This window comes from Paraburkholderia largidicola (assembly GCF_013426895.1).
In the GTDB taxonomy this organism is placed as follows: Bacteria; Pseudomonadota; Gammaproteobacteria; order Burkholderiales; family Burkholderiaceae; genus Paraburkholderia; species Paraburkholderia largidicola.
The window spans coordinates 2,227,208-2,249,575 of sequence record NZ_AP023174.1 but is presented as its reverse complement, the minus strand read 5'-3'; the positions used below and the strand labels follow the sequence as shown (position 1 = coordinate 2,249,575).

23 protein-coding genes and 1 riboswitch are annotated in these 22,368 nt (G+C 64.4%); of the genes, 11 read left to right on the top strand and 12 right to left on the bottom strand.

Annotation, left to right across the window (positions count from 1 at the left end):
- Positions 1 to 14: 14 nt before the first annotated feature.
- The 4 genes from PPGU16_RS10135 to PPGU16_RS10120 form a co-directional block, all read right to left on the bottom strand.
- On the bottom strand, positions 15 to 1,430 hold the full coding sequence (locus tag PPGU16_RS10135) for an MdtA/MuxA family multidrug efflux RND transporter periplasmic adaptor subunit (RefSeq protein ID WP_180719871.1): 1,416 nt from the start codon (positions 1,428 to 1,430) through the stop codon (positions 15 to 17).
- A 486-nt stretch (positions 1,431 to 1,916) separates the two neighbouring features.
- Positions 1,917 to 2,753: an IclR family transcriptional regulator gene (locus PPGU16_RS10130; protein ID WP_180719870.1), complete on the bottom strand. Its 837-nt coding sequence runs from the start codon at positions 2,751 to 2,753 to the stop codon at positions 1,917 to 1,919.
- A 572-nt stretch (positions 2,754 to 3,325) separates the two neighbouring features.
- Positions 3,326 to 3,580, bottom strand: a complete 255-nt coding sequence (locus PPGU16_RS10125; RefSeq protein WP_180719869.1) for a hypothetical protein — start codon at positions 3,578 to 3,580, stop codon at positions 3,326 to 3,328.
- A 305-nt stretch (positions 3,581 to 3,885) separates the two neighbouring features.
- Positions 3,886 to 4,353 carry a PRC-barrel domain-containing protein gene (locus PPGU16_RS10120; RefSeq protein WP_180719868.1) on the bottom strand — a complete coding sequence of 156 codons (468 nt, stop codon included), beginning with the start codon at positions 4,351 to 4,353 and terminating at the stop codon, positions 3,886 to 3,888.
- Positions 4,354 to 4,560: 207 nt separating this feature from the next.
- On the opposite strand from PPGU16_RS10120, the gene PPGU16_RS10115 reads away from it, so the two are divergent.
- The 3 genes from PPGU16_RS10115 (at position 4,561) to PPGU16_RS43205 (ending at position 7,095) form a co-directional block, all read left to right on the top strand.
- Positions 4,561 to 5,391 (top strand): hypothetical protein, encoded by an 831-nt coding sequence (locus PPGU16_RS10115; RefSeq protein WP_243460529.1) that lies wholly within the window; start codon positions 4,561 to 4,563, stop codon positions 5,389 to 5,391.
- A 110-nt stretch (positions 5,392 to 5,501) separates the two neighbouring features.
- Positions 5,502 to 6,377, top strand: coding sequence for a CHAD domain-containing protein (locus tag PPGU16_RS10110; RefSeq protein ID WP_180719866.1), 876 nt, complete (start codon positions 5,502 to 5,504; stop codon positions 6,375 to 6,377).
- A 97-nt stretch (positions 6,378 to 6,474) separates the two neighbouring features.
- On the top strand, positions 6,475 to 7,095 hold the full coding sequence (locus tag PPGU16_RS43205) for a hypothetical protein (protein ID WP_180719865.1): 621 nt from the start codon (positions 6,475 to 6,477) through the stop codon (positions 7,093 to 7,095).
- 48 nt (positions 7,096 to 7,143) lie between these two features.
- Here PPGU16_RS43205 and PPGU16_RS10100 read toward each other — a convergent pair whose 3' ends face one another.
- From PPGU16_RS10100 to PPGU16_RS10085, 4 genes are all read right to left on the bottom strand, one after another.
- Positions 7,144 to 7,410: a hypothetical protein gene (locus PPGU16_RS10100; protein WP_180719864.1), complete on the bottom strand. Its 267-nt coding sequence runs from the start codon at positions 7,408 to 7,410 to the stop codon at positions 7,144 to 7,146.
- Between the two features lie 15 nt (positions 7,411 to 7,425).
- Positions 7,426 to 7,677 carry a hypothetical protein gene (locus PPGU16_RS10095; protein ID WP_180719863.1) on the bottom strand — a complete coding sequence of 84 codons (252 nt, stop codon included), beginning with the start codon at positions 7,675 to 7,677 and terminating at the stop codon, positions 7,426 to 7,428.
- 281 nt (positions 7,678 to 7,958) lie between these two features.
- Positions 7,959 to 8,339, bottom strand: a complete 381-nt coding sequence (gene crcB / locus PPGU16_RS10090; RefSeq protein WP_180722595.1) for a fluoride efflux transporter CrcB — start codon at positions 8,337 to 8,339, stop codon at positions 7,959 to 7,961.
- Positions 8,340 to 8,414: 75 nt separating this feature from the next.
- Positions 8,415 to 8,475, bottom strand: a riboswitch (Fluoride riboswitch).
- Positions 8,476 to 8,598: 123 nt separating this feature from the next.
- Positions 8,599 to 9,801, bottom strand: a complete 1,203-nt coding sequence (locus PPGU16_RS10085; protein ID WP_180719862.1) for an ammonium transporter — start codon at positions 9,799 to 9,801, stop codon at positions 8,599 to 8,601.
- Between the two features lie 457 nt (positions 9,802 to 10,258).
- Here PPGU16_RS10085 and PPGU16_RS10080 point away from each other — a divergent pair, with 457 nt between their 5' ends.
- On the top strand, positions 10,259 to 11,914 hold the full coding sequence (locus PPGU16_RS10080; protein WP_180719861.1) for a sensor histidine kinase: 1,656 nt from the start codon (positions 10,259 to 10,261) through the stop codon (positions 11,912 to 11,914).
- 24 nt (positions 11,915 to 11,938) lie between these two features.
- Here PPGU16_RS10080 and PPGU16_RS10075 read toward each other — a convergent pair whose 3' ends face one another.
- Together PPGU16_RS10075 and PPGU16_RS10070 are read right to left on the bottom strand one after the other, a co-directional pair.
- A complete protein-coding gene (locus PPGU16_RS10075; protein WP_180719860.1) occupies positions 11,939 to 12,262 on the bottom strand; it encodes a hypothetical protein in 324 nt (107 codons plus the stop codon).
- 137 nt (positions 12,263 to 12,399) lie between these two features.
- Positions 12,400 to 12,981 carry a DJ-1/PfpI family protein gene (locus tag PPGU16_RS10070; protein WP_180719859.1) on the bottom strand — a complete coding sequence of 194 codons (582 nt, stop codon included), beginning with the start codon at positions 12,979 to 12,981 and terminating at the stop codon, positions 12,400 to 12,402.
- A gap of 78 nt (positions 12,982 to 13,059) precedes the next feature.
- Here PPGU16_RS10070 and PPGU16_RS10065 point away from each other — a divergent pair, with 78 nt between their 5' ends.
- From PPGU16_RS10065 to PPGU16_RS10045, 5 genes are all read left to right on the top strand, one after another.
- Positions 13,060 to 13,554, top strand: a complete 495-nt coding sequence (locus PPGU16_RS10065; RefSeq protein ID WP_180719858.1) for a GNAT family N-acetyltransferase — start codon at positions 13,060 to 13,062, stop codon at positions 13,552 to 13,554.
- Entirely contained in the window at positions 13,551 to 14,015 is a 465-nt protein-coding gene (locus PPGU16_RS10060) for a BCAL1086 family glycoprotein (RefSeq protein ID WP_491565745.1), read from the top strand. The genes PPGU16_RS10065 and PPGU16_RS10060 overlap by 4 nt, the downstream gene beginning before the upstream one ends.
- A gap of 106 nt (positions 14,016 to 14,121) precedes the next feature.
- Positions 14,122 to 14,580, top strand: a complete 459-nt coding sequence (locus tag PPGU16_RS10055) for an Rrf2 family transcriptional regulator (protein ID WP_180719857.1) — start codon at positions 14,122 to 14,124, stop codon at positions 14,578 to 14,580.
- Between the two features lie 148 nt (positions 14,581 to 14,728).
- Positions 14,729 to 15,334 carry an NAD(P)-dependent oxidoreductase gene (locus PPGU16_RS10050; RefSeq protein WP_243460528.1) on the top strand — a complete coding sequence of 202 codons (606 nt, stop codon included), beginning with the start codon at positions 14,729 to 14,731 and terminating at the stop codon, positions 15,332 to 15,334.
- Positions 15,335 to 15,517: 183 nt separating this feature from the next.
- A complete protein-coding gene (locus PPGU16_RS10045) occupies positions 15,518 to 18,130 on the top strand; it encodes a mechanosensitive ion channel family protein (protein WP_180719856.1) in 2,613 nt (870 codons plus the stop codon).
- Positions 18,131 to 18,224: 94 nt separating this feature from the next.
- Here the strand turns inward: PPGU16_RS10045 and PPGU16_RS10040 are convergent, their stop codons facing one another.
- Positions 18,225 to 18,857, bottom strand: a complete 633-nt coding sequence (locus PPGU16_RS10040; RefSeq protein WP_180719855.1) for a cysteine dioxygenase family protein — start codon at positions 18,855 to 18,857, stop codon at positions 18,225 to 18,227.
- Positions 18,858 to 18,989: 132 nt separating this feature from the next.
- Between PPGU16_RS10040 and PPGU16_RS10030 the strand changes: the two genes are divergently transcribed.
- Both PPGU16_RS10030 and PPGU16_RS10025 read left to right on the top strand, forming a co-directional pair.
- Positions 18,990 to 19,472, top strand: coding sequence for an Lrp/AsnC family transcriptional regulator (locus PPGU16_RS10030; RefSeq protein WP_036004599.1), 483 nt, complete (start codon positions 18,990 to 18,992; stop codon positions 19,470 to 19,472).
- Positions 19,473 to 19,607: 135 nt separating this feature from the next.
- On the top strand, positions 19,608 to 19,814 hold the full coding sequence (locus tag PPGU16_RS10025; protein ID WP_180719854.1) for a hypothetical protein: 207 nt from the start codon (positions 19,608 to 19,610) through the stop codon (positions 19,812 to 19,814).
- Between the two features lie 12 nt (positions 19,815 to 19,826).
- Here PPGU16_RS10025 and PPGU16_RS10020 read toward each other — a convergent pair whose 3' ends face one another.
- Positions 19,827 to 22,268 (bottom strand): FUSC family protein, encoded by a 2,442-nt coding sequence (locus tag PPGU16_RS10020; protein WP_180719853.1) that lies wholly within the window; start codon positions 22,266 to 22,268, stop codon positions 19,827 to 19,829.
- Positions 22,269 to 22,368: the final 100 nt, after the last annotated feature.

Here is a 22,368-nt window from a genome sequence, read left to right as displayed (position 1 = left end):
GTTTCAGCCGTGCCTTATTCCGCCGACGTCTGTGACGCGTGCCGGTGACGATGCGTGCCGGAGGCACCCATCGCACCGGACGCGCCCGAAGCCGCGCGGGCCGCAGATGCGCCCGAAGCCCCCGACGCGCCACGCGGGCGATCGGCGGGAATGGTGATCTTCGCGCCTTCCTTCAGCCGGTCCGAGCCGTCGATCACGACGCGCTCGCCCACCTGCAGGCCGGACGCGATGCTGGTGCGCTCGCCGTCGACGGGGCCGACCTTCACGGCGCGCACAGTCACCGTGTTGTCGGGCTTCACGACATACACGAACGCGCCCATCGAGCCGTTCAGCACCGACGAGGTCGGCACGATCACGGCGTCCTTCACGACGTTCACGAGCAGGCGCGTGTTGACGAACTGGTTCGGGAACAGCAGGCCTTCGTTGTTCTGGAAGGTCGCGCGCAGCTTCACGGTGCCCGTGGTGGTGTCGATCTGGTTGTCGATGGTTTCCAGATAGCCGGCTTCGAGCGACGTCGTGTTGCTGCGGTCGTACGCCGTCACCGACATCTTCTGGTTCGCGCGCATGCCTTTGAGAATGGCGGGCAGGTTGTCTTCCGAGGTCGTGAAGATCACGCTGATCGGCTGCAACTGTGTGATCACGACGACGCCGTTCGTGTCGCCCGGCGTCACGTAGTTGCCGGCGTCGACCTGGCGCAGGCCGACGCGGCCGGAGACGGGCGCCGTAATGCGCGCGTAGGTGAGATCGAGCTTGAAGGTGTCGATGTTCGCCTGATCCGCTTTGACCTGGCCTTCGTACTGCTTGACGAGCGACGCTTGCGTGTCGACCTGCTGGCTCGCAATCGAATCTTGTGACAGCAGCGTCTGATAGCGCTTCAGGTCGAGACGGGCGGTTTGCAGAAGCGCCGTGTCCTTGGCGAGCGTGCCTTCGGCATTCGCAAGACTGATCTGATACGGACGCGGGTCGACCTGCGCGAGCAGATCGCCTTTCTTGACCATCTGACCTTCCTGGAATGCGACCGTCTGCAACGTGCCCGTCAACTGCGTGCGCACGGTGACGTTCGCGAGCGGCGTGACGGTACCGAGCGCATTCAGCACGACGGGCATTTCGCCTTGCTTCACGGTCGCCACGTGAACGGGTTGCGGCTGGTTCGCGCCGCCTGCGCCGCCGCGACGGCCCCCGCCGCCGGCACGTCCCGCCTGCGCGCCGCTGGCGCCCGCTGCCGCGCTCGCGCCGTCAGCGTTCTTGCTCCACGGATGCCAGCGCACCAGCACGATGCCGGCGATCACCACGACGGCGACGATCAGCGCGATCGTGCGCCCGCGATGCCGCTTGACGGCGCCAGGACCAGGACCGGGATCGCGCCCGGGAGGCGGGCTGGCGGGGGCGGTGTTACGTGAAGCTTCAGGCTGCTTTTTTTGTTCGTCCATCGTTCGATCAGGTGACTGGCTTAATAGGGCAAACGTGTTGGGGCAAACGTGCTGGCGTCAACGTGCGATGCGCGGCCGTGTATCGCCGGGCGCCGCCTGGTGTTGATCGCGCATGCCTGCGCGATGCTAGTTGATGCGTGATTCATCGCGATGACCGTGACGTGACGGCGGCCGCGTTGGCGGCCAGACACGTGACTGGCCTGATTGACGGCTCCTCCCTGTTGGCCGTGCTGGTGCCCGCCGCCGCGCCGTTGCCGGGCGCTTCGCCGATGCGCATGCGCAGGCGGGGCGCGGGAGACTGGCAGCTTCCCCGGGCGCGCGGGAAAGCATGATGCTACGTCCCGGGCCGAGTTACAGTCCAGCGGCGTATTTTTCGGCGGATTACGACCGTTACACAGTTTTCGCGCGATCGAAAGCCGTGCGTCAGCGGGATGTCGGTTTTCTCATTGGCTGGCTGCTGCACCGTGCAGCTGCGGCCCGCCGTGCTCAGGCGTCGAGCCGGCGTCCCGGCGTGCCGCCGATCTCGTGGACGATCCGGTCGATCGTTTCGAGCAGCGCCGGTGCTGCGCGCGACACGAGCCAGTCGCGCGGGCACTGATGCGCGGAGCCGCCGCAATTGACCGCGTAACGTTCGCCCGAAGGCCCGATGAAGCCGGCCGCTATCGCATTGAGCCCTTCGTGCCATTCGCCCGTCGCGATCGCGAAGCCTTGCGCGGTCGTTTCGCGCAGCGCCGCGTCGAGCCGGGCGCTGATGTTACCCCAGTCGTCGCCGGCAGCGGCCTGCAAGCCGATCAGCAGCTTTTCCCGATCCGTGTCGGTGAGCGCCGCCAGATACGCGCGGCCGACGGCGGTGCGGCTCAGGTCCATCCGCGAGCCGACGTCGAGGCGCGACACCAGCACGGCGGAGCGCGGCTTGATCGCATCGATGACGACCATTTCGAGCCGGTCGCGTACGGCGAGGTGCACGGACAGCGAGGTCCGCTCGGCCAGTTCGATCAGGAAAGGCCGCGAGCGGGCGCGGATGTCGAAGTTGCGCAGAAAGCCGTTGCTCAACTCCAGCACGGACGACGTGAGCACGAAACGCTCGCTGTCGGGCAGGCGGAACAGAAAGCCGGCGCTCACCAGGGTCGCGGTGATCCGGGAGACGGTCGGTTTTGGAATGCCCGTCAGTTCGGTCAGTTCGCGGTTGGACAGTGGGGCGTCGGCGGCTGCGACCCGCCGGAGCACCGTCAGACCGCGCGCGAGCGCGGTGACCTCGTCGCCGGAACCGTCTTTTTCCTTTGCGGGATCCATGACGGCCGGGCGCGTCGATGACTGGTTCATGTGGTTTTTATGAAACGTTATTTCAATATTATGGAACGCGCTTCAGGATGGAGGCTCCAGTAAAGCGCCCCAGGCCCTCTCTCAGCAAGGCCTAAGTCCCTTTTTCCTACGATGATTCATTGTATAGGACTGTAATTTTTAAGCAGTCCGCGGCGATTAAATTTTGCTTGACTTAGTCAGCATTACCATAAAAAATGGAACTATATTTCGAAAGCGAGCAGTAATCGCGCGCGTGTCTCAAGCAGATGCAGTCGCTGCGGCGCCGCTTCCCAAGCAGTATTTCAGTACCGTCTCTCAGGTTCTAGCACGGCCCTCGGAATGGCTAGAACTTTTTGAAGGCGCCATGGAAACATGGCGCCTTTTTTTTGTGCTTTCGATTTGTGCTTTTCACACGTAATTGGGTCCGCTCTATCGGGACTGTGGGAGAACGCGACGACGTTTCGCCGGATCTATTTCCGACGGTTCGCCGCGCGTTTGTAACTGGCAGGGACGATGCGGAGGGGAAATATGTCGTGAAACGGGGGCCTGCTGAGGGCGAAACGGTCGATGCGAGTCGCGTCGACCGTGCCGGGTCACTGCTCCACGGACGTTCCCGAATCCCCGTTGTCGGACTGCGGCCGGATAGGGGCGCTTGGCTCATTTCGCCAGATATCGACCAGCGGTATCGTGGTCGCGGTGACGGCGACATTTTCTGATTCGGGCAGAAGCCCGAAAAGTGCCGCAATCCCAGTCCCGCAAGCCGCGATGAGGGCGAGCGCGGCGATCGCGACGATGGTCGTCGTGCGGATCGATTTCGATTCGGCTGCATCCGGATAGTGGCGCATCATGTCCTGCTCCTGTTTGACACGGCCAACAAGCGCAATGACCGTGCCGACGATGGTGATGGCGTCGCTTCAATGAGGCGGGGCGGGCTTCTGCGGGCCGTAGAGCTGAATCCGGATCGACGGGATGACGCTTCGATGTTGGATGCGGACGAACACTTCACGCATTGCCGGTGTCGGAATGCCGTGTTCGGTCCAACGTCGCACTCCCATAAAAATGCGCGGCGGCCGTCCGTCAGGACGGCCGCCGCGATGGCAGCTAAAGTGGCGTTCGCCCGGCTAGACGACGGGCGAGCAACGTCAACCAGGGATCAAAGCCTCGGGTCCCGCACTGCGACAGGATCCACCGACGTCGTGGTCCAGTACGGATCGCGGTTGTAGTACTGGTGCATCTGCGTGCCCCAGGTCTCGTCGGCCATCGACGGCCAATGATCCTTGTCGAAGCCCGGTTCGTCCTTGATGCGTTGCGCGGTGATATCGACGCGGAACACCTTCTCGTCGGTATCGAGGGTCAGCGCGCTCCACGGGATTGCGTGCAGATTGCTGCCCATGCCGAGGAACCCGCCCTCCGACAGCACCGCATAGGCGACGCGTCCGCTGCGCACGTCGAGCATGATGTCGGAAATCTTGCCGACGTGTTCGCCGTCCGACGAGACGACCTTGTTGCCATCCAGCGTTGCCGCAGCCATCACTTCAGGCCCCGGACCTTCGCCCACGCCACCGCCTACGATGCCTGCGCCGCCACGTGCCGGGTTCGTTTTCGGGTCAAGTATGGTCATCATTTCCTCCTTTGGAAGTCCACGGGATGCATAGCGCATCCGGCGTGCCTGTCCGTTCGCGCGGCGCGCGACAGGCGTGACGTCCGTGTGCGTGCTGGTCTGCGAGCGAGGCGTCGGAGACGTGGCGTAGTTTTAGCTGTGCTGGGTCATCACCGTGCGTTGATTGAAACTGCGCGCGGCAATGCGAACACCGACGCAGGAATGAACATGGACACCCTGAATCTCCCACAGCCCGATCCGGCTGCACTCCAACCGCCCGCGCCGACGACGCGCAAGGCAGTCGAATATCTCTATGCGACGACGGCGCTCGGCGGCCGCATCTTGCGCGCCGACGTCGCCCTTAACGATCCGTCATTGCGCTGGTGCCTGCTCGAATACCGGATCGATGACGATGACGTTGACCGCGAACTGTCGAGGTACATCTCGCTGAGCGCGCCGAAGGCGATCGTCGCCGCGCGGCGCACGCTCGCGGATGCGAAGTCCATGCATACGGGCGACCTCAGCACGCTCGCACTCGATTTCGACGATGCCGAACAGCGCTGGACGAATGCCTGCAGGCAAAAAATTCAAGCACTACGCGTCAAGCTGACAGAGATGCGGGCGCACACGGCGCCCGATGCGCGCGAGATCGTGTTGCCCGCGCGTCACGTGGGACGTAGCGCGAAGGATATCGTCGCCGGTACGCAGATACTCGCGCCTCACTATTTCATCTATCTCGCTCCCGGCGAGAGCGTGGCGAACGGCAGCGGACATGTGAGTGTCATGAGCCCGCAATTGCAGTTACGCGCGCGCAACTACATCGGTGGCTGGCTGCAGGAGGACAACGTGGAAGTGCAGGCTGCGGACGTCGCGTTGTGCGGATGGCCGTTGCCCGCATTCCGGCGCTGGATTCAGGGCGTCGTTGCGCTGCGACGCAAGCCGCTTCGCGAAGAGCGCGCGGCGGTTCCAGGCGACTGCGTGCTCGCAGCAGGCCAGGGCTTCTGTCTCGTGATGGATCTGCCGACTTTCGCCGCCCGCCATCTGCCGCAGGACAGATAGCCGCAGCGTCAGACGACGCGATTTTGGCGCGATCGGGAAAGCGTATGATGTGTGCTGCATCGATCGATGCATCGCAAGGCATCTTGTTGTCGCTCCCAATACGAGGCCCCATGAAACACGACGATCGCACGCATGAGGTCGCCGGACACAACGGCGAAGTGCAAGCGGAGTCGACGTTCGCCGCCCTCGCTGCGCCGCTCGTCGACGAAGCGCTTTCGCACAACGCCTCCATTCACGCCGACGCTTCGCCGGAATCCCTGCATCAGCTGCGCGTTGCGCTGCGGCGTTTGCGCTCGTTGTGGTGGGCGTATCGTCCGCTGCTCGACAGGCCGGAAAACACGCGGCAGCGCTCGCTGTACCGCTTTCTCGCCGATGCCGCCGGTAAGACGCGCGACTGGGACATCCTGCTGGAACTGCTGGCGGGGGAGAGGAACGAAGAGAGTGAAGCTGGCGCGTTGGGCGCCGCACCCGCCTGCCTGCTCGAAGCGCGTGAGCGCGCGCTGGCCACGAGCCGCGAGACGCTCGTCAACGCCGATATACGCAACGTGCTGCATGGCGCGCTTGCAAGCACATCGAAGGAATTGAACACGGCGCCCGAACGGCACGCACTGCAGAAGTTTGCAGCGAAGCGCGTACACGTCGCCGAGAAGTCGCTGCGAAAGCGGATGCGCAAGGCGTCCCGCGCGAAACGCGCCGACTATGAGCTGCTCCATGACGTGCGCAAGGCGGGCAAGAAGGTTCGCTATCTGATCGAGCTTTTCGGGCCCGTGCTCGACGACGTCGGCCACGACCATACGCTGAAGCGTCTCAAGAAGCTGCAGCAGTGCTTCGGCGAACTCAACGACGTGACCGCCAGCATTGCGCTGTTGCGCGAAAACACCAATCTGTTCTCCGACGAGACCGAGGCGCACGCGGCCCTTGCGTTGCTGAAAGAGCGTCGCAAGGCCTGCCGCCGCGAGGCGGTGCAGTTGCTGCGCGAAGCGTAGCGGGCGCCGTCTTCACACATCATGCTTCGCATTTGACGGCGAGCAGCACTGTCCGTTAAACCGTATATACTGTTTATACCGTTAACGAGGAAACACGATGAGCACGCCACGAATCAAGGAACCCACCAGGAAGGCCTTCCACTTCCCGAAGAGCGCGAAGGAACCGGCTACGGAAACGAAAAAGCCGGCAGTCAAGGCTTCGCGGACGACGGAAGCGAAGCGGGCAGCGCCCGTCGAACAGGTGCCCGCGAGCGCGCCGGAAGCAGCCAGTGCAACCCCGAAAGCCACGCAGACCGCCAAGGTCACGAAGCCGACGAGCACGGTGAAAGCGGCAAAGAGCGCGAAGACGGAAAAGGCAGTCAAGCCTGCCGGCAGCGCGAGCCCTGCCGCGAATGTGAAGCCTGCAAAGGCGCCGAAGGCAGTCAAGGCCGTCAAGACGGCGAAGGCCGCACCGGCACCCGCCACGGCCGTCGAGAAAAAGCCGCGCGTGAAGAAAGAGAAGGAAAAGGTCGTCCGCGACAGCTTTACGATGCCCAAGTCCGACTACGCGAAAATCGCCGAACTCAAGCAGCGTTGCCTCGATGCGGGCATTTCGGTGAAGAAAAGCGAACTGCTGCGCGCGGGCCTGAACCTGCTCGCCGTGTCGCCGGCCAAACGGCTGATCGCGGCCGTGCAGGAACTCGAAGCGGTCAAGACGGGGCGCCCCGCGAAGTCGTAAGTCGGCGTGGCGGCCGCGCGTGCCGCCGCTCTGCCTGGACATTCGCGCTCAGCCGTTTCGGCGCGGATAGCGCTCCGCGAACGCCGAATGCATGCGCTTGAGCAGCGCGATATACGGAAGCCCTCGCGCCGTCATCATCGACGATGCGGCGAGGGCGTTCGTCTCGTCCCACAGCCGCTCGAACTTGTCGTGCGCGACATCGGGCGGAATGCCCGACATCAGCAGATCCAGAAAGTCCTTTTCGATTTCGTCGGCGAAGCGGGGCGGCCGTGCTGCCGCGTGGGTCTGCTCGTCGTCGGGCTGATCGGAGGACACGGTCGTTTTTGCCCGCTAGTTCATCGATCTCAGGAACCGCCAGCGCTGGTCCATGCTGTGCAGCAACGCGATGTACGTGAAGGCGGCATCGCTGTCGTCGCATGACTGCGCGGCGTCGTTGACTTCGTTCCACAGGGTTTCGAAACGTGCGGCCGCTTCGGGCCGGCTGAGCGGCTGCGCGAGCAGCTCCGAAAACGCAAACGACAACTCCTCTGCGCTGCGCTTCAGCGGAAGCAACGAACGACGCGAAAGATATCTGTACTTCAAGAGGTCCCCGGCTGGCTTGCATAGGATGTGCGCGAAGCGGGCGCCGCGCGCGCCGTCCGGGCCCAAGCCCTTTTTTGGCGACGATGCGACGATGCGAGGCTCGTCGCGCGTTCGGCGGCGGTGCGTGCATGATCGGTTATCACGATGCCCGCCGCATATGACGTCGATGATACAGCCACGCGACGCGCGCGCGGCGGCGTTCAGCGATGATCTTTTGATGAACGGCGGGTGTCAGTCATCATCGGGGCGGACGCATCCCGTGGCGCGGTGTGCGCGCGCCGTCAGCGCGAGACGGCGGCCACTGTCGCGACACCGAGCACGGTCATGACGACCGACGCGGTCACGTGAATCGCGATCTCCCCCGCGGCCCAGTTGAGGCGCCCTTGCTGCAGATGCTGGACGATTTCGGCGGAAAACGTGGAGAACGTCGACAGGCCGCCCATCAGGCCCGTGATGATGAAGAGCCGCCATTCGGGCGCGATCTGCGGATTGCGACCGAAGTACGCGACGGCCACGCCGATGATGTAGCCCGCGATCACATTCGACGCGAGCGTGCCGAGCGGCAGCGTCGGAAAGAGCGCGTTGAGGCGCAGACCGAGAAACCAGCGAAACAGCGAACCGAGTGCGCCGCCGATACCGACGGCAAGAATGGACAGATACATGAGCAAGCCTGGAAAGCCGAACATCGACGAACCGGGCTGCGGCGAGGCGTGACGCTGCAACGTCCGCAGGTTCCGGGCGAAGCAGGCATCATCAGCCACGAGGGCGGTTTAGGAGAATGCCATCTCCGGCGCGCGCAAGTCTATCATCGGCGCGCGCGTTTGTATGAAGGATCGGCGGCGCGCCGAACGGCATGTCCCGATCCCGGAAACGCGAGATTACACCAGACGCGACGCGCTTGCAGTCGTGCGCCGGATGCCATCACCCGACCGTCTCGCGTTCCGGCGTCGAGGTAATCTTGTGGATCGACAGGTCGGCGCCGTTGAACTCGTTTTCCTGGTCGATGCGCAGCCCGACGGTCATCCGGATCGCGCCATAGACGATCGTGCCGCCGAGCGTCGCAAACACGACGCCGCCGAGCGTGCCGATCACCTGCGCCACAAACGACACGCCGCCCAGTCCGCCCAGCGCGTGCTGGCCGAAAATGCCCGCCGCGATGCCGCCCCATGCGCCGCACAGACCGTGCAGCGGCCACACGCCCAGCACGTCGTCGATGCGCCAGCGGTTCTGCACGATCGTGAACATATAGACGAACAGCACGCCTGCGACCGCGCCCGTCACCAGCGCGCCGAGCGGATGCATCACGTCCGAGCCGGCGCACACGGCCACCAGTCCCGCGAGCGGGCCGTTGTACGTGAAGCCCGGGTCGTTGCGGCCCGCGAGCCACGCGGTCAGCGTGCCGCCGACCATCGCCATCAGCGAGTTGACGGCGACGAGGCCGCTGATCTTGTCGATGGTCTGCGCGCTCATCACGTTGAAGCCGAACCAGCCGACGGCCAGCACCCACGCGCCGAGGGCGAGAAACGGAATGTTCGACGGCGGATGGGCGGCGATGCGGCCGTCGCGCGTATAGCGGCCGTGGCGCGCGCCGAGCAGCATCACGGCGGGCAGCGCCACCCAGCCGCCGAACGCGTGCACCACCACCGAGCCCGCGAAATCATGGAACGGCGCGCCGAGCGTCTGCGTGAGCCACGTCTGGATGCCGTAGTGGCCGTTCCAGACGATCCCTTCGAAAAACGGATAGATGAACCCGACCAGCACGAAGGTCGCGAACAGCTGCGGATTGAATTTCGAGCGCTCGGCGATGCCGCCCGACACGATCGCGGGAATCGCGGCGGCGAACGTCAGCAGGAAGAAGAAGCGCACCAGCGCATAGCCGTTGTGCGCGGCGAGCGTTTCGGCGCTGCCGTAGAACTGGACGCCGTAAGCGATCGTGTAGCCGATGAAGAAATAGGCGATCGTCGATACCGAAAAGTCGACCAGAATCTTCACCAGCGCGTTGACCTGATTTTTCTTGCGGACCGTGCCCAGCTCGAGGAACGCGAAGCCCGCGTGCATCGCGAGCACCATCGCCGCGCCGAGCAGAAGAAAGAGGGTATCGGTGCCGGTTTTCAGACTGTCCATCCGTTTGGATCCTGCGATGCGCAAAAAGCGGGCATCGGATGCAAGAAGTGGGCCAAATAGAGGCGTCAGCGCGTGTTGTCGGTGCGGAACTGCACTGGAATGGGCTGGCGTGGATCGGACGGTGTTTCGGTTTATCCGGTGACGCAGTGTGCATTCGACATATCGGCACCGTTAATGTGCAATGGTGCGCAATTGGGGCATTCAGATATCCCAAAAACGGGCATATTCCTGTGATTCGCTTAACATTTCCCTTCGAAATCATAACGACACGGGCTGCGCAAAAAAGGGCAACGGAAAACGGCTAGATCAGGATCGGCGTCAAACACGCCCGACGGTCTCCCGCCTGCACCAGACTGGCGAAGTGTCCGCCGCGCCGCGCTTTGTCACGGACTGCAATCGCCGACATAATGTGCCGTCCCGGCGCGACCCGCCGGCTTCCGACTCTCCCGGCGCGCGCATGAGACTGACGACCAAAGGCCTGCTTCTGATTGCGATCCCCGCCGTCTTCGAACTGGCATTGCTGTCGGGTCTCATCAAGGCGCAGTCGGATGCCGAACAGGCCGAGCACTGGAGCATGCACAGCGAGGACGTGCTGCGTCAGACCGCCAGCATTCTCGCGCCCGTGCTGCTCGAATCGGTGCGGCTGCGCGGCGCCGTGGTCAGCGGCACGCGCGACACCTCCACGCCCGTGGCGTTCTGGATGGACGTCGACCGGCGCATCGACCGGCTCGCCGAACTCGTCGCCGACAATCCCACGCAAGTCGAGCGCGCCGCGCAGATCCGCCAGGCCGTGCAGATGTACCGTCAATGGTCGGACCGCGTGCAGGACCTGATCCGCTCGGGACGCCGGCGCGATGTGCTGCAGCGTTTTCGCGACCTTGCTGGAACCGATGTGCTCGATGGTTTTCGCGCGCAGATCGCCGCGTTCCAGGCGCAGGAGCGGCAACTCGATTCGGTGCGCTCGGCCGAGGCCGCGGCGGCGCGGGAGCGGCAGCAGTCGCTGATCGTCGCGGCCGTGTTCGGCTCGCTGGTATTCGTCGCGATTGCGTTCTGGGTGTTCGCGCGCGGCGTGCGCGGCCGGCTCGCGCTGCTGTCGGACAATGCCAGCCGGCTCGCCAGCAACGAGCCGCTGGCGCCGCTCACGCCCGGCAACGATGAAATCGCGCGGCTCGATCTGACGCTGCACATGACGAGCCGCAAGCTGCTCGAAGCGGAGCGCCAGCAGGCGCGCTTCCAGTCCGATCTGGGCCGTCACGCCGCCGAACTCGTGCAGATCAACGAAACATTGCGCCAGCAAACCCAGGAAAACGAGACGTTCATCTATAGCGTGTCGCACGATCTGCGCGCGCCGCTCGTCAATCTGCAGGGTTTTTCGAAGGAACTGATCCATGCCTGCGACGACCTGCGCGAAGCCCTGCGTCAGTCGTCACTGTCGATGCAGCAGCGCGAGCGTGTCGAGCGGCTGATCGACGAGGACATCGGCGAGGCGCTGCATTTTCTGCAGACGGCCGTCCTGCGCGCGTCGCACATCATCGACGCGCTGCTGCGGCTATCGCGCGTTGGGCGTGTCGAATACCGGCGTCAACAGGTCGAGGTGCGCGACATCGTGCAACGTGTGATCGACGCGATGCAGGCCACCATTCGCGACCATCGCGCGCGCGTCATCGTGCAGGCGCTTCCTCCCGTGTGGGGCGATCCGACGGCGCTCGAACAGATCTTCGCGAACCTGATCGGCAACGCGATCAATTATCTGAGCCCGGAGCGCACGGGCGTGGTCGAGATCGGCACGGCGCCTGTGCCGCCTGGCGTGCAGACGCTGCGCATCTTTTATGTGAAGGACAACGGGCTGGGCATTCCGGAAATCGCGATGCCGCGCCTGTTCAACGCGTTCCAGCGGCTGCACGGCAATGTGGCCGCGGGTGAGGGGATTGGTCTGGCGCTGGTGCGGCGCATGGTCGAGCGGCACGGCGGACGCGTGTGGGCGGAATCGACGGAAGGTGTGGGGACGACGTTCTATGTGGCGCTGCCGGATGCCGCTGCGCCGTCTCGCGACGACGAGCAGGAGACAGCGGCAGCGGGCGATGGACAGGTGTTGCGGGCGGACGCCCGCTAGCGCCGCAGGGCGCCCGCGAAGCGCTCAGGAGGGGGAGAACAGCCGGCGCGGCTTGAGCATTCTGCGGCCGCGGACTGACCAGTAGCCGCTCGCGATGATCAGAAGCAGCGCGCCCGACAGGATGACCGTGGGCGCGACGTGAATGGCGGGTGAACCCAGCGCGAACAGTCCGCGCGTGAGGACAAGAAGGGCGGTCCAGAACGACAGCACCGCCTGAGCGAGCAGACGCGTGCCGGTGAAGCGTCGCGCGCGGTTTTCGATCGACCAGTTTGCCGGCGCGCGCGAGCAGAAGAAGGTTAGCGAGATCAGCGCGACAGCGAGAATAATCACCCAGTTTGTGAGATCCATGATGGAGCCTTCCGAAGTCAACCCGCGACTTTAGGCAGCCGTTCCAATCGTGGAAATCAGAGAACTCTCAAACAGGATAGACAGCGCGTATGCATGCCTGATCGACAGGCCGGACGCATGCCCGGCCTCGATCTGGATCACAGTTCGATACGCGTGCCGAGCACGGCCAGGAACTGGCGCAGCCATTCGGGATGTGCGGGCCACGCGGGCGCCGTAACGAAGTTGCCGTCGGTGACGGCGGCGTCGACGGGAATGTCCGCGTAGTCCCCGCCCGCCAGTTTCACCTCGGGCGCGCACGCAGGATAGGCCGAAATGCGTTTGCCGCGGATCACGTCGGCGGCGGCGAGCAGTTGCGCGGCGTGGCAGATCGCGGCGATCGGCTTGTTGCTCTCGGCGAACTGGCGCACGAGGTCGATCACTTTCGCGTTGAGCCGCAGGTACTCCGGCGCGCGGCCGCCGGCGATCGCGAGCGCGTCGTATTGCGACGGATCGATCTCATCGAAGCTTGCGTTCAGCGTGAAGTAGTGGCCGGGCTTCTCGGTGTACGTCTGGTCGCCCTCGAAATCGTGAATCGCCGTTTTCACGCGCTCGCCCGCGCGTTTACCGGGACACACGGCGTCGACGATATGACCGACTGCCTGTAGCGCCTGGAACGGCACCATCGTTTCGTAATCCTCGGCGAAGTCGCCCGTCAGGAACAGAATCTTCTTTGCTGCCATCGCATGCCTCCAGTGGTTGAGGGAACACGTCGAACGACGGCCAGTCTACTCCAGGGTCGTTGACAACATTGCGAACGCATGACCGAACCCATTCCTTTCGTGTTTCGCCTGTTCCGGCCCACTGATGCTGCGCCGCTCGCTGCCCTCTTTCGCGACGCGGCGCTAGCCGCCGTGGGTTACGACCCGGCGGCGCGCGAGGCATGGGCGTCAGCCGCCGACGACGTCGCCGCGTTCGGCGCACGGCTTGCGCGCGGCGTCACGCTCGTCGTCTTGCGCGGCAGCGCCTATGGCGGGTTCGGGCAACTCCATCCGGCAAATCACATCGAGATGCTCTATGTCGCGCCGGCGTTTATGCGTCAAGGGCTCGCAGGAGAACTGCTCGCGCGGCTCGAAGCGCGGACGCGCGCTGCAGGCACGCTCGCGTTGACGGCCGACGTCAGTGTCAGCGCGAGGCACGCATTCGAGTGCGCGGGCTTCGCGGTGGAGTCCGAAGAGTCCGTCACGCGCAACGGCGTATCATTGAGGCGTTTTCGCATGATGAAGCCGCTCGCCGCGGCTCGACCACACGTATGAAACCACTCTCACGCCATCCGCTCATCCGTACGACTGCCTTCGCTGCCATGCTGCTCGCAGGCCTTGCCGCTTGCCAGAAAAACGATGCAACCGCGGGGCAGGCATCGACGAAGCTCAACGATCTCTCGCAGCAGGCCGGCCAGAAGCTCGACCAGGCCGCAAGCTATGTCGGCCAGCAGGTCGACGCCGCGAAGGCCACGGCGCAACAGAATCTGGACACGGCCGCATCCGGCCCGACGATCAACCTCGATCCGAACGCGCTCGCGTCGCAGGCGCGCGCCAATCTGGATAGCGCCGCCAGTGCGACCAACGCCGCCGTCAACAAGGCGATGGGCTCGACGGGCGCAGGACTGGAAACGGCAGGACGCAAGCTGCAGCAATGGTCGAGCGAAGCATCGACGACCAGCGCGCAATCCGCACCTTCCGAAGCCAGCGACGCCCAGAAGCAGATGGACAAATAAACCCGTGCTTGACCGGCGTGATAAGTGTAACTATAGTGATTACACTTCGTCGCACGTTGGTGCGAGAGGGTTTGCGCGTCTGATGCGCATCGGATGATCTAACGTTGTGAATACGAGTAGCCGATTTGCCTTTGCGGTTCATGTGCTCGCCCTGCTGTCGTTGCAGGAGGGCGTGCCGCTGTCGTCGGACATGATCGCGGGCAGCGTGAACACGAATCCCGTGCTGATCCGGCGTCTGCTGGCGATGCTCGCGGAAGCGGGCCTCACCACGTCGCAACTGGGCGCGGGCGGCGGCGCGCTGCTGGCGCGCGAGCCGGCGGACATCACGCTGCTCGACGTCTACCGCGCCGTCGACGATGCGCAGCTGTTCGCCATGCATCGCGAAACGCCGAACCCGGCGTGCATGGTCGGGCGCAACATCCAGACCGTGCTGACGGGCATCATCGGCGATGCGCAACAGGCGCTCGAAGCGTCGCTGGCGTCGCGCACGCTGGCCGATGCGACGGCCGACGTCGTGCGCGCGGAACGTGCACGCGAACGCAAGCGCAAAGCCGCGGAGGGCTGAACGCAATCGAAGCAAGAAGCAGAAGCACGAAGTGCGGGGCCTCGCCCCAATTTTTTTAAACAAATATGTAATCGACGTAGTTACATTTAAGCGGAAGGAACATTGACATGAGCAAGCACTGAAGATCGCGCTGTTCGGCGCAACGGGCATGATCGGCTCGCGCATCGCGGCGGAAGCGGCGCGTCGCGGGCATCAGGTGACGGCTTTCTCGCGCAATCCCGAGCGCGTGCCTGCCGATGTCGCGAACCTGAAAGCGGCGCAGGCCGACGTGACGGATGCGGCGAGCATTGCAGCGGGAGCGCGCGGACACGATGTCGTCGCGAGCGCCTATGCGCCGCCGCAGAACGATCTCACGCAGATCGACAAGGCGACCCGCGCGCTGATCGAAGGCACGCGCGCGGCGGGTGTCAAACGTCTCGTCGTGGTGGGCGGCGCGGGTTCGCTCGAAGTGGCGCCCGGCAAGCAACTGGTCGACACGGAAGGCTTTCCGGAAGCCTACAGGGCAATCGCGCTCGCGCACCGCGACGTATTGCCCATCCTGCGTGCCGCCAGCGATATCGACTGGACGTTCTTCGCGCCCGCCGCGCTGATCGCGCCAGGTGAGCGCAAAGGCACGTTCCGCACGGGCGCCAACGCGCTGATCGTCGATGCGCAGGGCAACAGCAGCATTTCGGCGGAAGACTACGCGATCGCGTTCGTCGACGAGCTGGAGCAGGGTCGTTTCGTTCACCAGCTCGCGACCGTCGCGTACTGAGGGGTTCGAAACATGGCCGGGCGCCGCGCATCCGCCGCGCGGCGCGCATGAGCGACTGTTGCGCCGCGGCGCAAGTGCACTAACATTCGGTTACGCATCGGGGCGCTTTCCCTCGACGACACCCGCTAAACTTGGCGTCTCCCGTTCCCATGCAAGATGCTTGCATAACAGTCACGGATTGCCATGAAGTCATGCCTCGCGCGGCGTGAATCGCGGGCTGCGCCGTCATCCGGCGGGCTTCTGGCGATTGACGCCGTTTTTCGCGCTTTATCCCAATTCTTTTCGCACGCCCGAGCATTGCGCCGGGGGCGTTCGGGTGCGCTCGCGTCCGCCTTGTGCCTGTGGTTCGCGCTCGCTGGCGCGTGCCTCGGCATGCCGGGCACCGCGCACGCCGCGGGTGCCACACCCGGCGCGCCGATGATTCCCGCGCTGCAGAGCCTGATCAATAGCGCGACGGTCTCGACGGCGGCGCCCGCGTCGGGCGCGTCGGCGGCGGATGCGGCATCGGCGCCGTCGCCCGCCAGCCAGGCCGAGCTGGAGAAATCGCTCGACAGCGTGATCACGACACTCGACAGCGACCGCCAGCGCACCGCGCTCGTCACGCAGCTGAAAAAACTGCGCGACGCGACCAAGACGGTCGGGCCGCCCGTGTCCGCCAGCGCGCCGTCGAGCGCCGGCCTGCTCGGCGCGATCGCCGCGGGCATTGCCTCGTTCGAAACCGACGTGCAGCAAGGGCGCTCACCGCTCAATTACTGGTCGGGCCGCTTCAACGCGGCGGGCAACGAAATCTATACGATCGTCACGAGCCAGGGGCGCGAGCACTTTGGCCGCGTGTTGCTGAACATGATCGCCGTGCTCGCGGGGTGGGGTGCGTGCGCGGCGGGCCTGATTTACCTGCAGCGCAGGATTCACGCGCGCTTTGGTATCGTCGTGCGGCTCGATCCCAATCCGACCACGCGCGAACTGTTGATCTTCGCGCTGCGCCGCGTCGGGCCGTGGATCGTCGCGTTCGTCGCGGCGCTGATGTTCGTGCGCTCGATGCCCGATTCACTCGGCCGCACGATCGCGATGGTGATCGCGTATGCGATCGTCGCGGGCGCCGTGTTCTCGGCAATCTGCCTGATCATGTTCTCGCTGTTCGGCTCGGGCCATCGACGTGCCGCCGTACGCGTGCTGATCGAGCAGGCGCGCCGGCCGCTGTTCGCGATCGGCATCTGCAGCGCGCTCGGCGACGCCGCCGTCAATTACGACGTCGCGCATGAACTCGGCACCAATCTCGCGGCGCTCGTGTCGACCGTTTCGAACATGACGGCAGCCGTGTTGACCGCGTACTTCGCGCTCGCATTTCGCCGTCCCGTCGCGCACCTGATCCGCAATCGCGCTTACGAACAGCGCCACGATCACAAGGCCGCTACCGACGGCTTCGAAGTGCTCGCGTCGCTCTGGCACGTGCCGATGCTCGTGCTCGCGACGGCTTCCGTGATCGCGACGATCGGCGGCATCGGCAGCGGTGAGAATGTGTTGCAGATTTCCGTCGTGACGGCGCTGCTGCTGGTGCTCGCGTTCTTCCTGTCGGCCATCGTGCTGCGCGTGACGCGGCCTCGCAATACGCGCCGTCGGCGCCGCTCGCCTTATCTGACGCGTCTGTTGCGTTTCGCGGGCACGCTGATCACGCTGTTCGTCTGGCTCGCGTACTTCGAATTCGCGTCGCGCCTGTGGGACGTGTCGCTTGCGCAGATCATCGAAGAAAGCGTCACGGCGCGCGGCATCGCGCACGCGTTGACGGCGATCCTGATCACGGTGTTCGTGTCGTGGCTCGTGTGGATCCTGATCGACACGGCGATCCAGGAAGCCGTCAATCCAAGCGGCCCGCGCAACAAGTCGAAGAACCCGAGCATGCGCGCGCGCACCATGCTCCCGCTCGTTCGCAATGTGCTGTTCGTGACGATCCTGACAATTGCGGGCATCGTCACGGCGGCCAATCTCGGCATCAACGTGACGCCGCTGCTGGCGGGCGCGGGCGTGATCGGTCTGGCGATCGGTTTCGGCGCGCAGTCGCTGGTGAGCGACCTGATTACAGGCCTGTTCATCATCATCGAGGACACGATCTCGGTCGGCGACTGGATCGATATCGACGGCGGACACGCGGGTACCGTTGAATATCTGTCGATCCGCACCGTGCGGTTGCGCGACGGCCAGGGCGCGATCCATGCCATTCCGTTCTCGCAGATCAAGATCGTGAAGAACCTGTCGCGCGATTTCGCGTATGCGGTATTCGAAGTGCGCGTGCCGTTTTCCGCCGATGTCGACGAGGTCACGCAACTGATTCGCGCGGTCGGCGCAGACCTGATGGCCGATTTCCGTTACCGTCGCGAGATGCTCGGCCCCGTCGAAGTGTGGGGACTCGACCGCTTCGACCCGAACTGGATGGTCGTCAAAGGGCAGATCAAGACGCGTCCGCTGCAGCAGTGGAGCGTGGCGCGCGCGTTCAATCTGCGCCTGAAGCGCAAGATGGACGAAGCGGGCATCGAGATTCCCGTGCCGCAGATGCGCGTACATACGTCGCGCGGTGACGAAGTGGGCGAGGTGTTGCGGGAGGAGGAACACGCGCAGCACGAGGCACACATGCGCGAATCCGCGACGGGCACGACGACGCCGTTCAGGCCGAAGAAGGGCGGTGCCATGCCGCCGGCGCGCGACGTGTCGCATGAGCCACGTCCGGCGCCGCCATCGACGGGACAAACGGCATCCGTGCCGCCGCAGATTCCAACGGCGGGCGATGGCGGAAAGACGTGAAAGAGGATGAAGGTTTGTATGAGAAAGGCGTCACGCGTTCATGCGTGACGCCTTTCGTTTGATGGGTACAGCGCGCGGATGAGGCGGTGCGTACCTAGGCGGCAACGGCCTGCATACTGTCGGCGACGCGCACGATGTCGTTCACATGCGTCGTGATCTGTTCGCCGGGCACGCCGTAGATGTGCAGCGAGACGGCGGCATTCCCGCTGCAATTGCCGAGCCGATGGATGCCCGTGCGGCCCGAGCGCGTGAACGACACGGCGCCTGGTTCGCGCAACTGGTCGCGCGCGGGTGTCGCGCAATCGGTGTCTGCGTGCCAGTCGTAGATGGTTTCCGTCAGCGTGCCGTCGATCACTGCATAGCCGCACCATGTGTGATGCGCGTGAACCGGGCTCGCCTGGCCGGGCATCCAGACGAGCGCGGCGATGGCATAGCGGCCTTGTGGATCGACGGCGAGCAGATGACGGCGATAGCAGGCTGCGGCGCCTTCGCGTTGCGCATCGGTGAGCAGCGACGCGTCGGCGGCCGCTTCGGCAAGCGCCGCGCGCACGCTGCGCGCGAAGGCCGCGTGCCGCGACGGATCATCGGTGCCGGCGCAGGCGTCGAAGGCGGCGTCGAGCGTCGCGCACAGTTGTGAGATCGCGCCCGCTGCGGGGATGCCGCAGGCGACGGGAGGGGTTTCGGCCATCGAGGATTCGCGTGTGATCAGGCCGGCTGACGGGTTCATGGAAGGCTCCGCGGACGTTGTTTTTCGAGATCAGAACTGACCTCATTTATACCGATTTGCGCGGAGAAAGAGTTTTCATATAATTCCCTCGTCTTGACGAGAAATAGAATAATTTTCTATCTGGGTGGAAAGATGGGAATGGACATCATTGATCGGCGGCTGCTCGAACTCCTGCAGGAAGACGCGACGATGCCGATCGCGGAACTCGCGGCGCGGGTGAACCTGTCGCAGACGCCATGCTGGAAGCGGGTGCAACGGCTCAAGGAAGCGGGCGTGATCCGCGCGCAGGTCGCGCTGTGCGACCCGCGCAAGCTGGGCGTCGGCACGACGGTATTCGTCGCCGTGCGCACGAACCAGCACACGGAGGCCTGGGCGCAGGATTTCACGCGCGCGGTGCAGGACATTCCCGAAGTGGTCGAGGTCTACCGGATGAGCGGCGAGACCGACTACCTGCTGCGCGTCGTCGTCTCGGACATCGACGATTACGACCGCGTCTACAAGCAACTGATCCGTGCCGTGCCGCTCTACGATGTGAGTTCCAGCTTCGCGATGGAACAGATCAAGTATTCGACGGCGTTGCCGGTGCGGGCGTCGGTGGTTGCGGAAAGCCGTTAGCGCTGCCGGTTGGTTTCGCGTCGCGACGAGGTGGTTCCGTCACCGCGCGGGCGTGCCGGACTGCAAGCCGCGCGCAAGGTGCTTCGGCGTAGAATGCCCGCTCCGCCGCATCAACCTGCAAGCAGAGCCCGACACATGAACGATCCGCGCAAGAAGAAGAACCCGACGCTGGGCATCGCAGTGTTTATCGTCGTTGTCGTGTTGCTGGTGATCGCGACGATTCTCTACAACGCGATTTCCGAAAAGCGCGAGTACGACCGCGAAAATCCCGCCGATTCGACGGCGCCAGCAGCCTCCGCGGCGGCGGCTGCCGTCAATGCGGCAAAGGGCGCGTCGCAGTAAGCGCGACGCGCTTCAGTTCTCGGGCAAACGGATCACGCCCGCATCCTTGCGAATCTGAAACGACGCGGCCAGCATCTGCTTGCACTGATGCGCGAGCAGTTTCAGATCATGCACGGCGTCCGGCGTGTAGTCGGGCGAGCGTTCCGCTTCGATCACCATCGCATCGAGTTCACGCGTCGACTGCTTCGAAATGTCGACCTGATCGGCGGGAGGCGGGTCGCCTTCTTCGGCTTTCGCAAGGTTGTCGCGGATCACCGTCAGCGCGCGTTGCAAGGGCTGATGCGACGGCCCGCCCATCTGTTGGGACGACGTGCGCAACAACGGCGCGACCGCCGTGATCTGCGAGGCGAGTACGTGAGAGCGGACGAGCAGGTCGTTCAGTTCCGGCACGAACTTCTGCGCGGACTTGGGTTCGAGCATCATCCGTTGAAAGGCCTGGCCGAGATTGGCGAACGCGACATGCACGTTCTTGCGCGCGAGCCGGTAGCGGTAGTCGCGATCGAGCGCGCTCGCGGCGGCAGCGGCGGCGGGCGTGGGCGCTGATGTTTTGGCCGTAGCGCCTGGCGAAGCAGCAGATGCGGTTGCCGCTCCTGATGCATTCGGTGCCGCAGCAGCAGCGTTGCCGAAGGTTTCCCCAATCCCGTTGGCGCCGCTCGCGACAATTTCCGCGACGGCCACGGCGGGCGCCAGCGCGGCCGCTTCCGTTAGCGCGGAAGGCGAGATGACGGCCGCGGCCGGCTTGCCTCCCCACCACCAGCTCGCCTCCAGATAGCTGCGCATCGCGGCGATCATGTCGTTGACGAGCTTGCCCATCAGCCGATATTCCCAATACGGGAACAGATGGCTCGCGGCAATCGCGATCGCGCAGCCGACGACCGTGTCGATGGCACGCTCGCCGATGATATGCAGGCTGCCGGGCGCAAGCAGATGGAACATCAGCAGCACATACGACGACGTGAACACGACGCTCGCCGTGTAGTTGAACAGCAGCAGGCTGTAGCTCATCACCATGCACGCGAACATCACGATGATGAGAATATGCGGTTCCTTCACGCTCATGATGAGCGCGATGCTCGCCGCGCAGCCGATCAGCGTGCCGACGATACGCTGGCCGTTGCGCTGCTTGGTCAGCGAGTAACCGGGTTTCAGAATGATGACGGTCGTCATCACGATCCAGTAGGCATTGGTGAGCGGCAACAGGCGTCCGAGCCAGAAGCCGATCGCGACGGCGATCGTCATGCGCAACGCGTGCCGGAAGCTGGGCGACGCCATCGTCAGGTTGGAGAAGATCGAGCCGAACGGCACGCGGCGGCTCGACACGAAACGCGTAAGCGCCTGGTCGATGCGCAGATCGGTTTCCTTCGTGCTTTCTTCGTTCGCCAGGTTCTTGCGCATCCGGTCGATCAGGCGCGTCGCGCTCCACACGCGTCTGAACGAAGCCGAGACGGTCGAGTAGGCTTCCGGATTCTTCTTCGGCAAGTCCTGCTTGCGCATCTGCTCGATTTCGTATTCGATCGCGCGCAACTCTGCCTTCACGTTGATCCGCGCGCGCGGCGGCTCGTTCTGCAGCACGGCGAGACCGATGTCTTCGAGGTCCGCGGCCGCCTTGCGGATCAGATCGCGATAGAAGATCAGGAGGTCCGAGCCGCCGAACGTATTGCGCACGAGCGGGTAGTCGGTATGCGCACCGACGAACTGCTCGTGCAGATCGACGGTGTGGATGAACAGGTTGAAGAGCGTCGCGCGGCGTGGCTGCAAGCGGCCGCTCTTCAGCTTGGGCAGGTTGCGCAGCACGATGTCGCGCGCGGCGTCCTGCATTGCTACGGCCGCGATCTGCTTCGCAACGAGGTTGCGGTAGCACTCGTCGAGATCGTTGTCGAGGTCGAAGAAGTCCGCGCGCGCGAGCAGATAGTCGGCGAGGGCGAACACGCTCTCGGCGAGCGCCTGCTGCTCGATCCGGTACATCATCCAGCGGCTCACGAAGGTCGACCAGTAGGTGAACCACAGTCCGCCTACGAGTATCCACGACGCGTTGATGAGCGCCTGCATCGGCGTGAAGTGCTCTTCGAGCGTGACGACCATCATGAAGAGCGTCGCGAAGCTGATCTGCGGCCAGCGGTTGCCGTACACGACGATCAGCGACAGCACGAAGGTGAGCGGCACGACGGTGCACCACAGCGCGACGGGATTGACGGTGGCCAGCCCGGTGGCGAGCGCCGCGAGAAAGCCGATCACGCTGCACGCGAGCATCTCGTTGTGCTTGTACTTGAGCGGGCCCGGCATGTCGACGGCGCACGCGCCGAGCGCGCCCGTGGCGATCGTGAAGCCGAGCTCGCGGTTGTGAAACACGATCAGACAAAGGACGGCGGGCAGCGACACGCCCACTGCGATGCGCAAGCCGCCATAAAAGTACTGGCTATACAGAAACTTCTTGATTTCGACTGAATAGCGCATCGACCGCCTGGGTGTCTCGTGTCTATATGTTGATGATGCATCTGGATCAGAAGCCCGGTCTGTTCCCAGCTCGAACTGCCGTCGAGTCTAACTGATTTGC

Coding starts and splice junctions, on each gene's coding strand:
- PPGU16_RS10125 (WP_180719869.1), bottom strand. CDS start 3,580: ATGATGCGCCACTATCCGGATGCAGCCGAATCGAAATCGATCCGCACG.
- PPGU16_RS10075 (WP_180719860.1), bottom strand. CDS start 12,262: ATGGATCTCACAAACTGGGTGATTATTCTCGCTGTCGCGCTGATCTCG.
- PPGU16_RS10020 (WP_180719853.1), bottom strand. CDS start 22,268: ATGCGCTATTCAGTCGAAATCAAGAAGTTTCTGTATAGCCAGTACTTT.
- PPGU16_RS10080 (WP_180719861.1), top strand. CDS start 10,259: ATGAGACTGACGACCAAAGGCCTGCTTCTGATTGCGATCCCCGCCGTC.
- PPGU16_RS10130 (WP_180719870.1), bottom strand. CDS start 2,753: ATGAACCAGTCATCGACGCGCCCGGCCGTCATGGATCCCGCAAAGGAA.
- PPGU16_RS10065 (WP_180719858.1), top strand. CDS start 13,060: ATGACCGAACCCATTCCTTTCGTGTTTCGCCTGTTCCGGCCCACTGAT.
- PPGU16_RS10120 (WP_180719868.1), bottom strand. CDS start 4,353: ATGACCATACTTGACCCGAAAACGAACCCGGCACGTGGCGGCGCAGGC.
- PPGU16_RS10085 (WP_180719862.1), bottom strand. CDS start 9,801: ATGGACAGTCTGAAAACCGGCACCGATACCCTCTTTCTTCTGCTCGGC.
- PPGU16_RS10060 (WP_491565745.1), top strand. CDS start 13,551: ATGAAACCACTCTCACGCCATCCGCTCATCCGTACGACTGCCTTCGCT.
- PPGU16_RS10050 (WP_243460528.1), top strand. CDS start 14,729: ATGATCGGCTCGCGCATCGCGGCGGAAGCGGCGCGTCGCGGGCATCAG.
- PPGU16_RS10045 (WP_180719856.1), top strand. CDS start 15,518: ATGAAGTCATGCCTCGCGCGGCGTGAATCGCGGGCTGCGCCGTCATCC.
- PPGU16_RS10135 (WP_180719871.1), bottom strand. CDS start 1,430: ATGGACGAACAAAAAAAGCAGCCTGAAGCTTCACGTAACACCGCCCCC.
- crcB (WP_180722595.1), bottom strand. CDS start 8,339: ATGTATCTGTCCATTCTTGCCGTCGGTATCGGCGGCGCACTCGGTTCG.
- PPGU16_RS43205 (WP_180719865.1), top strand. CDS start 6,475: ATGAGCACGCCACGAATCAAGGAACCCACCAGGAAGGCCTTCCACTTC.
- PPGU16_RS10030 (WP_036004599.1), top strand. CDS start 18,990: ATGGGAATGGACATCATTGATCGGCGGCTGCTCGAACTCCTGCAGGAA.
- PPGU16_RS10025 (WP_180719854.1), top strand. CDS start 19,608: ATGAACGATCCGCGCAAGAAGAAGAACCCGACGCTGGGCATCGCAGTG.
- PPGU16_RS10070 (WP_180719859.1), bottom strand. CDS start 12,981: ATGGCAGCAAAGAAGATTCTGTTCCTGACGGGCGACTTCGCCGAGGAT.
- PPGU16_RS10040 (WP_180719855.1), bottom strand. CDS start 18,857: ATGAACCCGTCAGCCGGCCTGATCACACGCGAATCCTCGATGGCCGAA.
- PPGU16_RS10115 (WP_243460529.1), top strand. CDS start 4,561: ATGGACACCCTGAATCTCCCACAGCCCGATCCGGCTGCACTCCAACCG.
- PPGU16_RS10110 (WP_180719866.1), top strand. CDS start 5,502: ATGAAACACGACGATCGCACGCATGAGGTCGCCGGACACAACGGCGAA.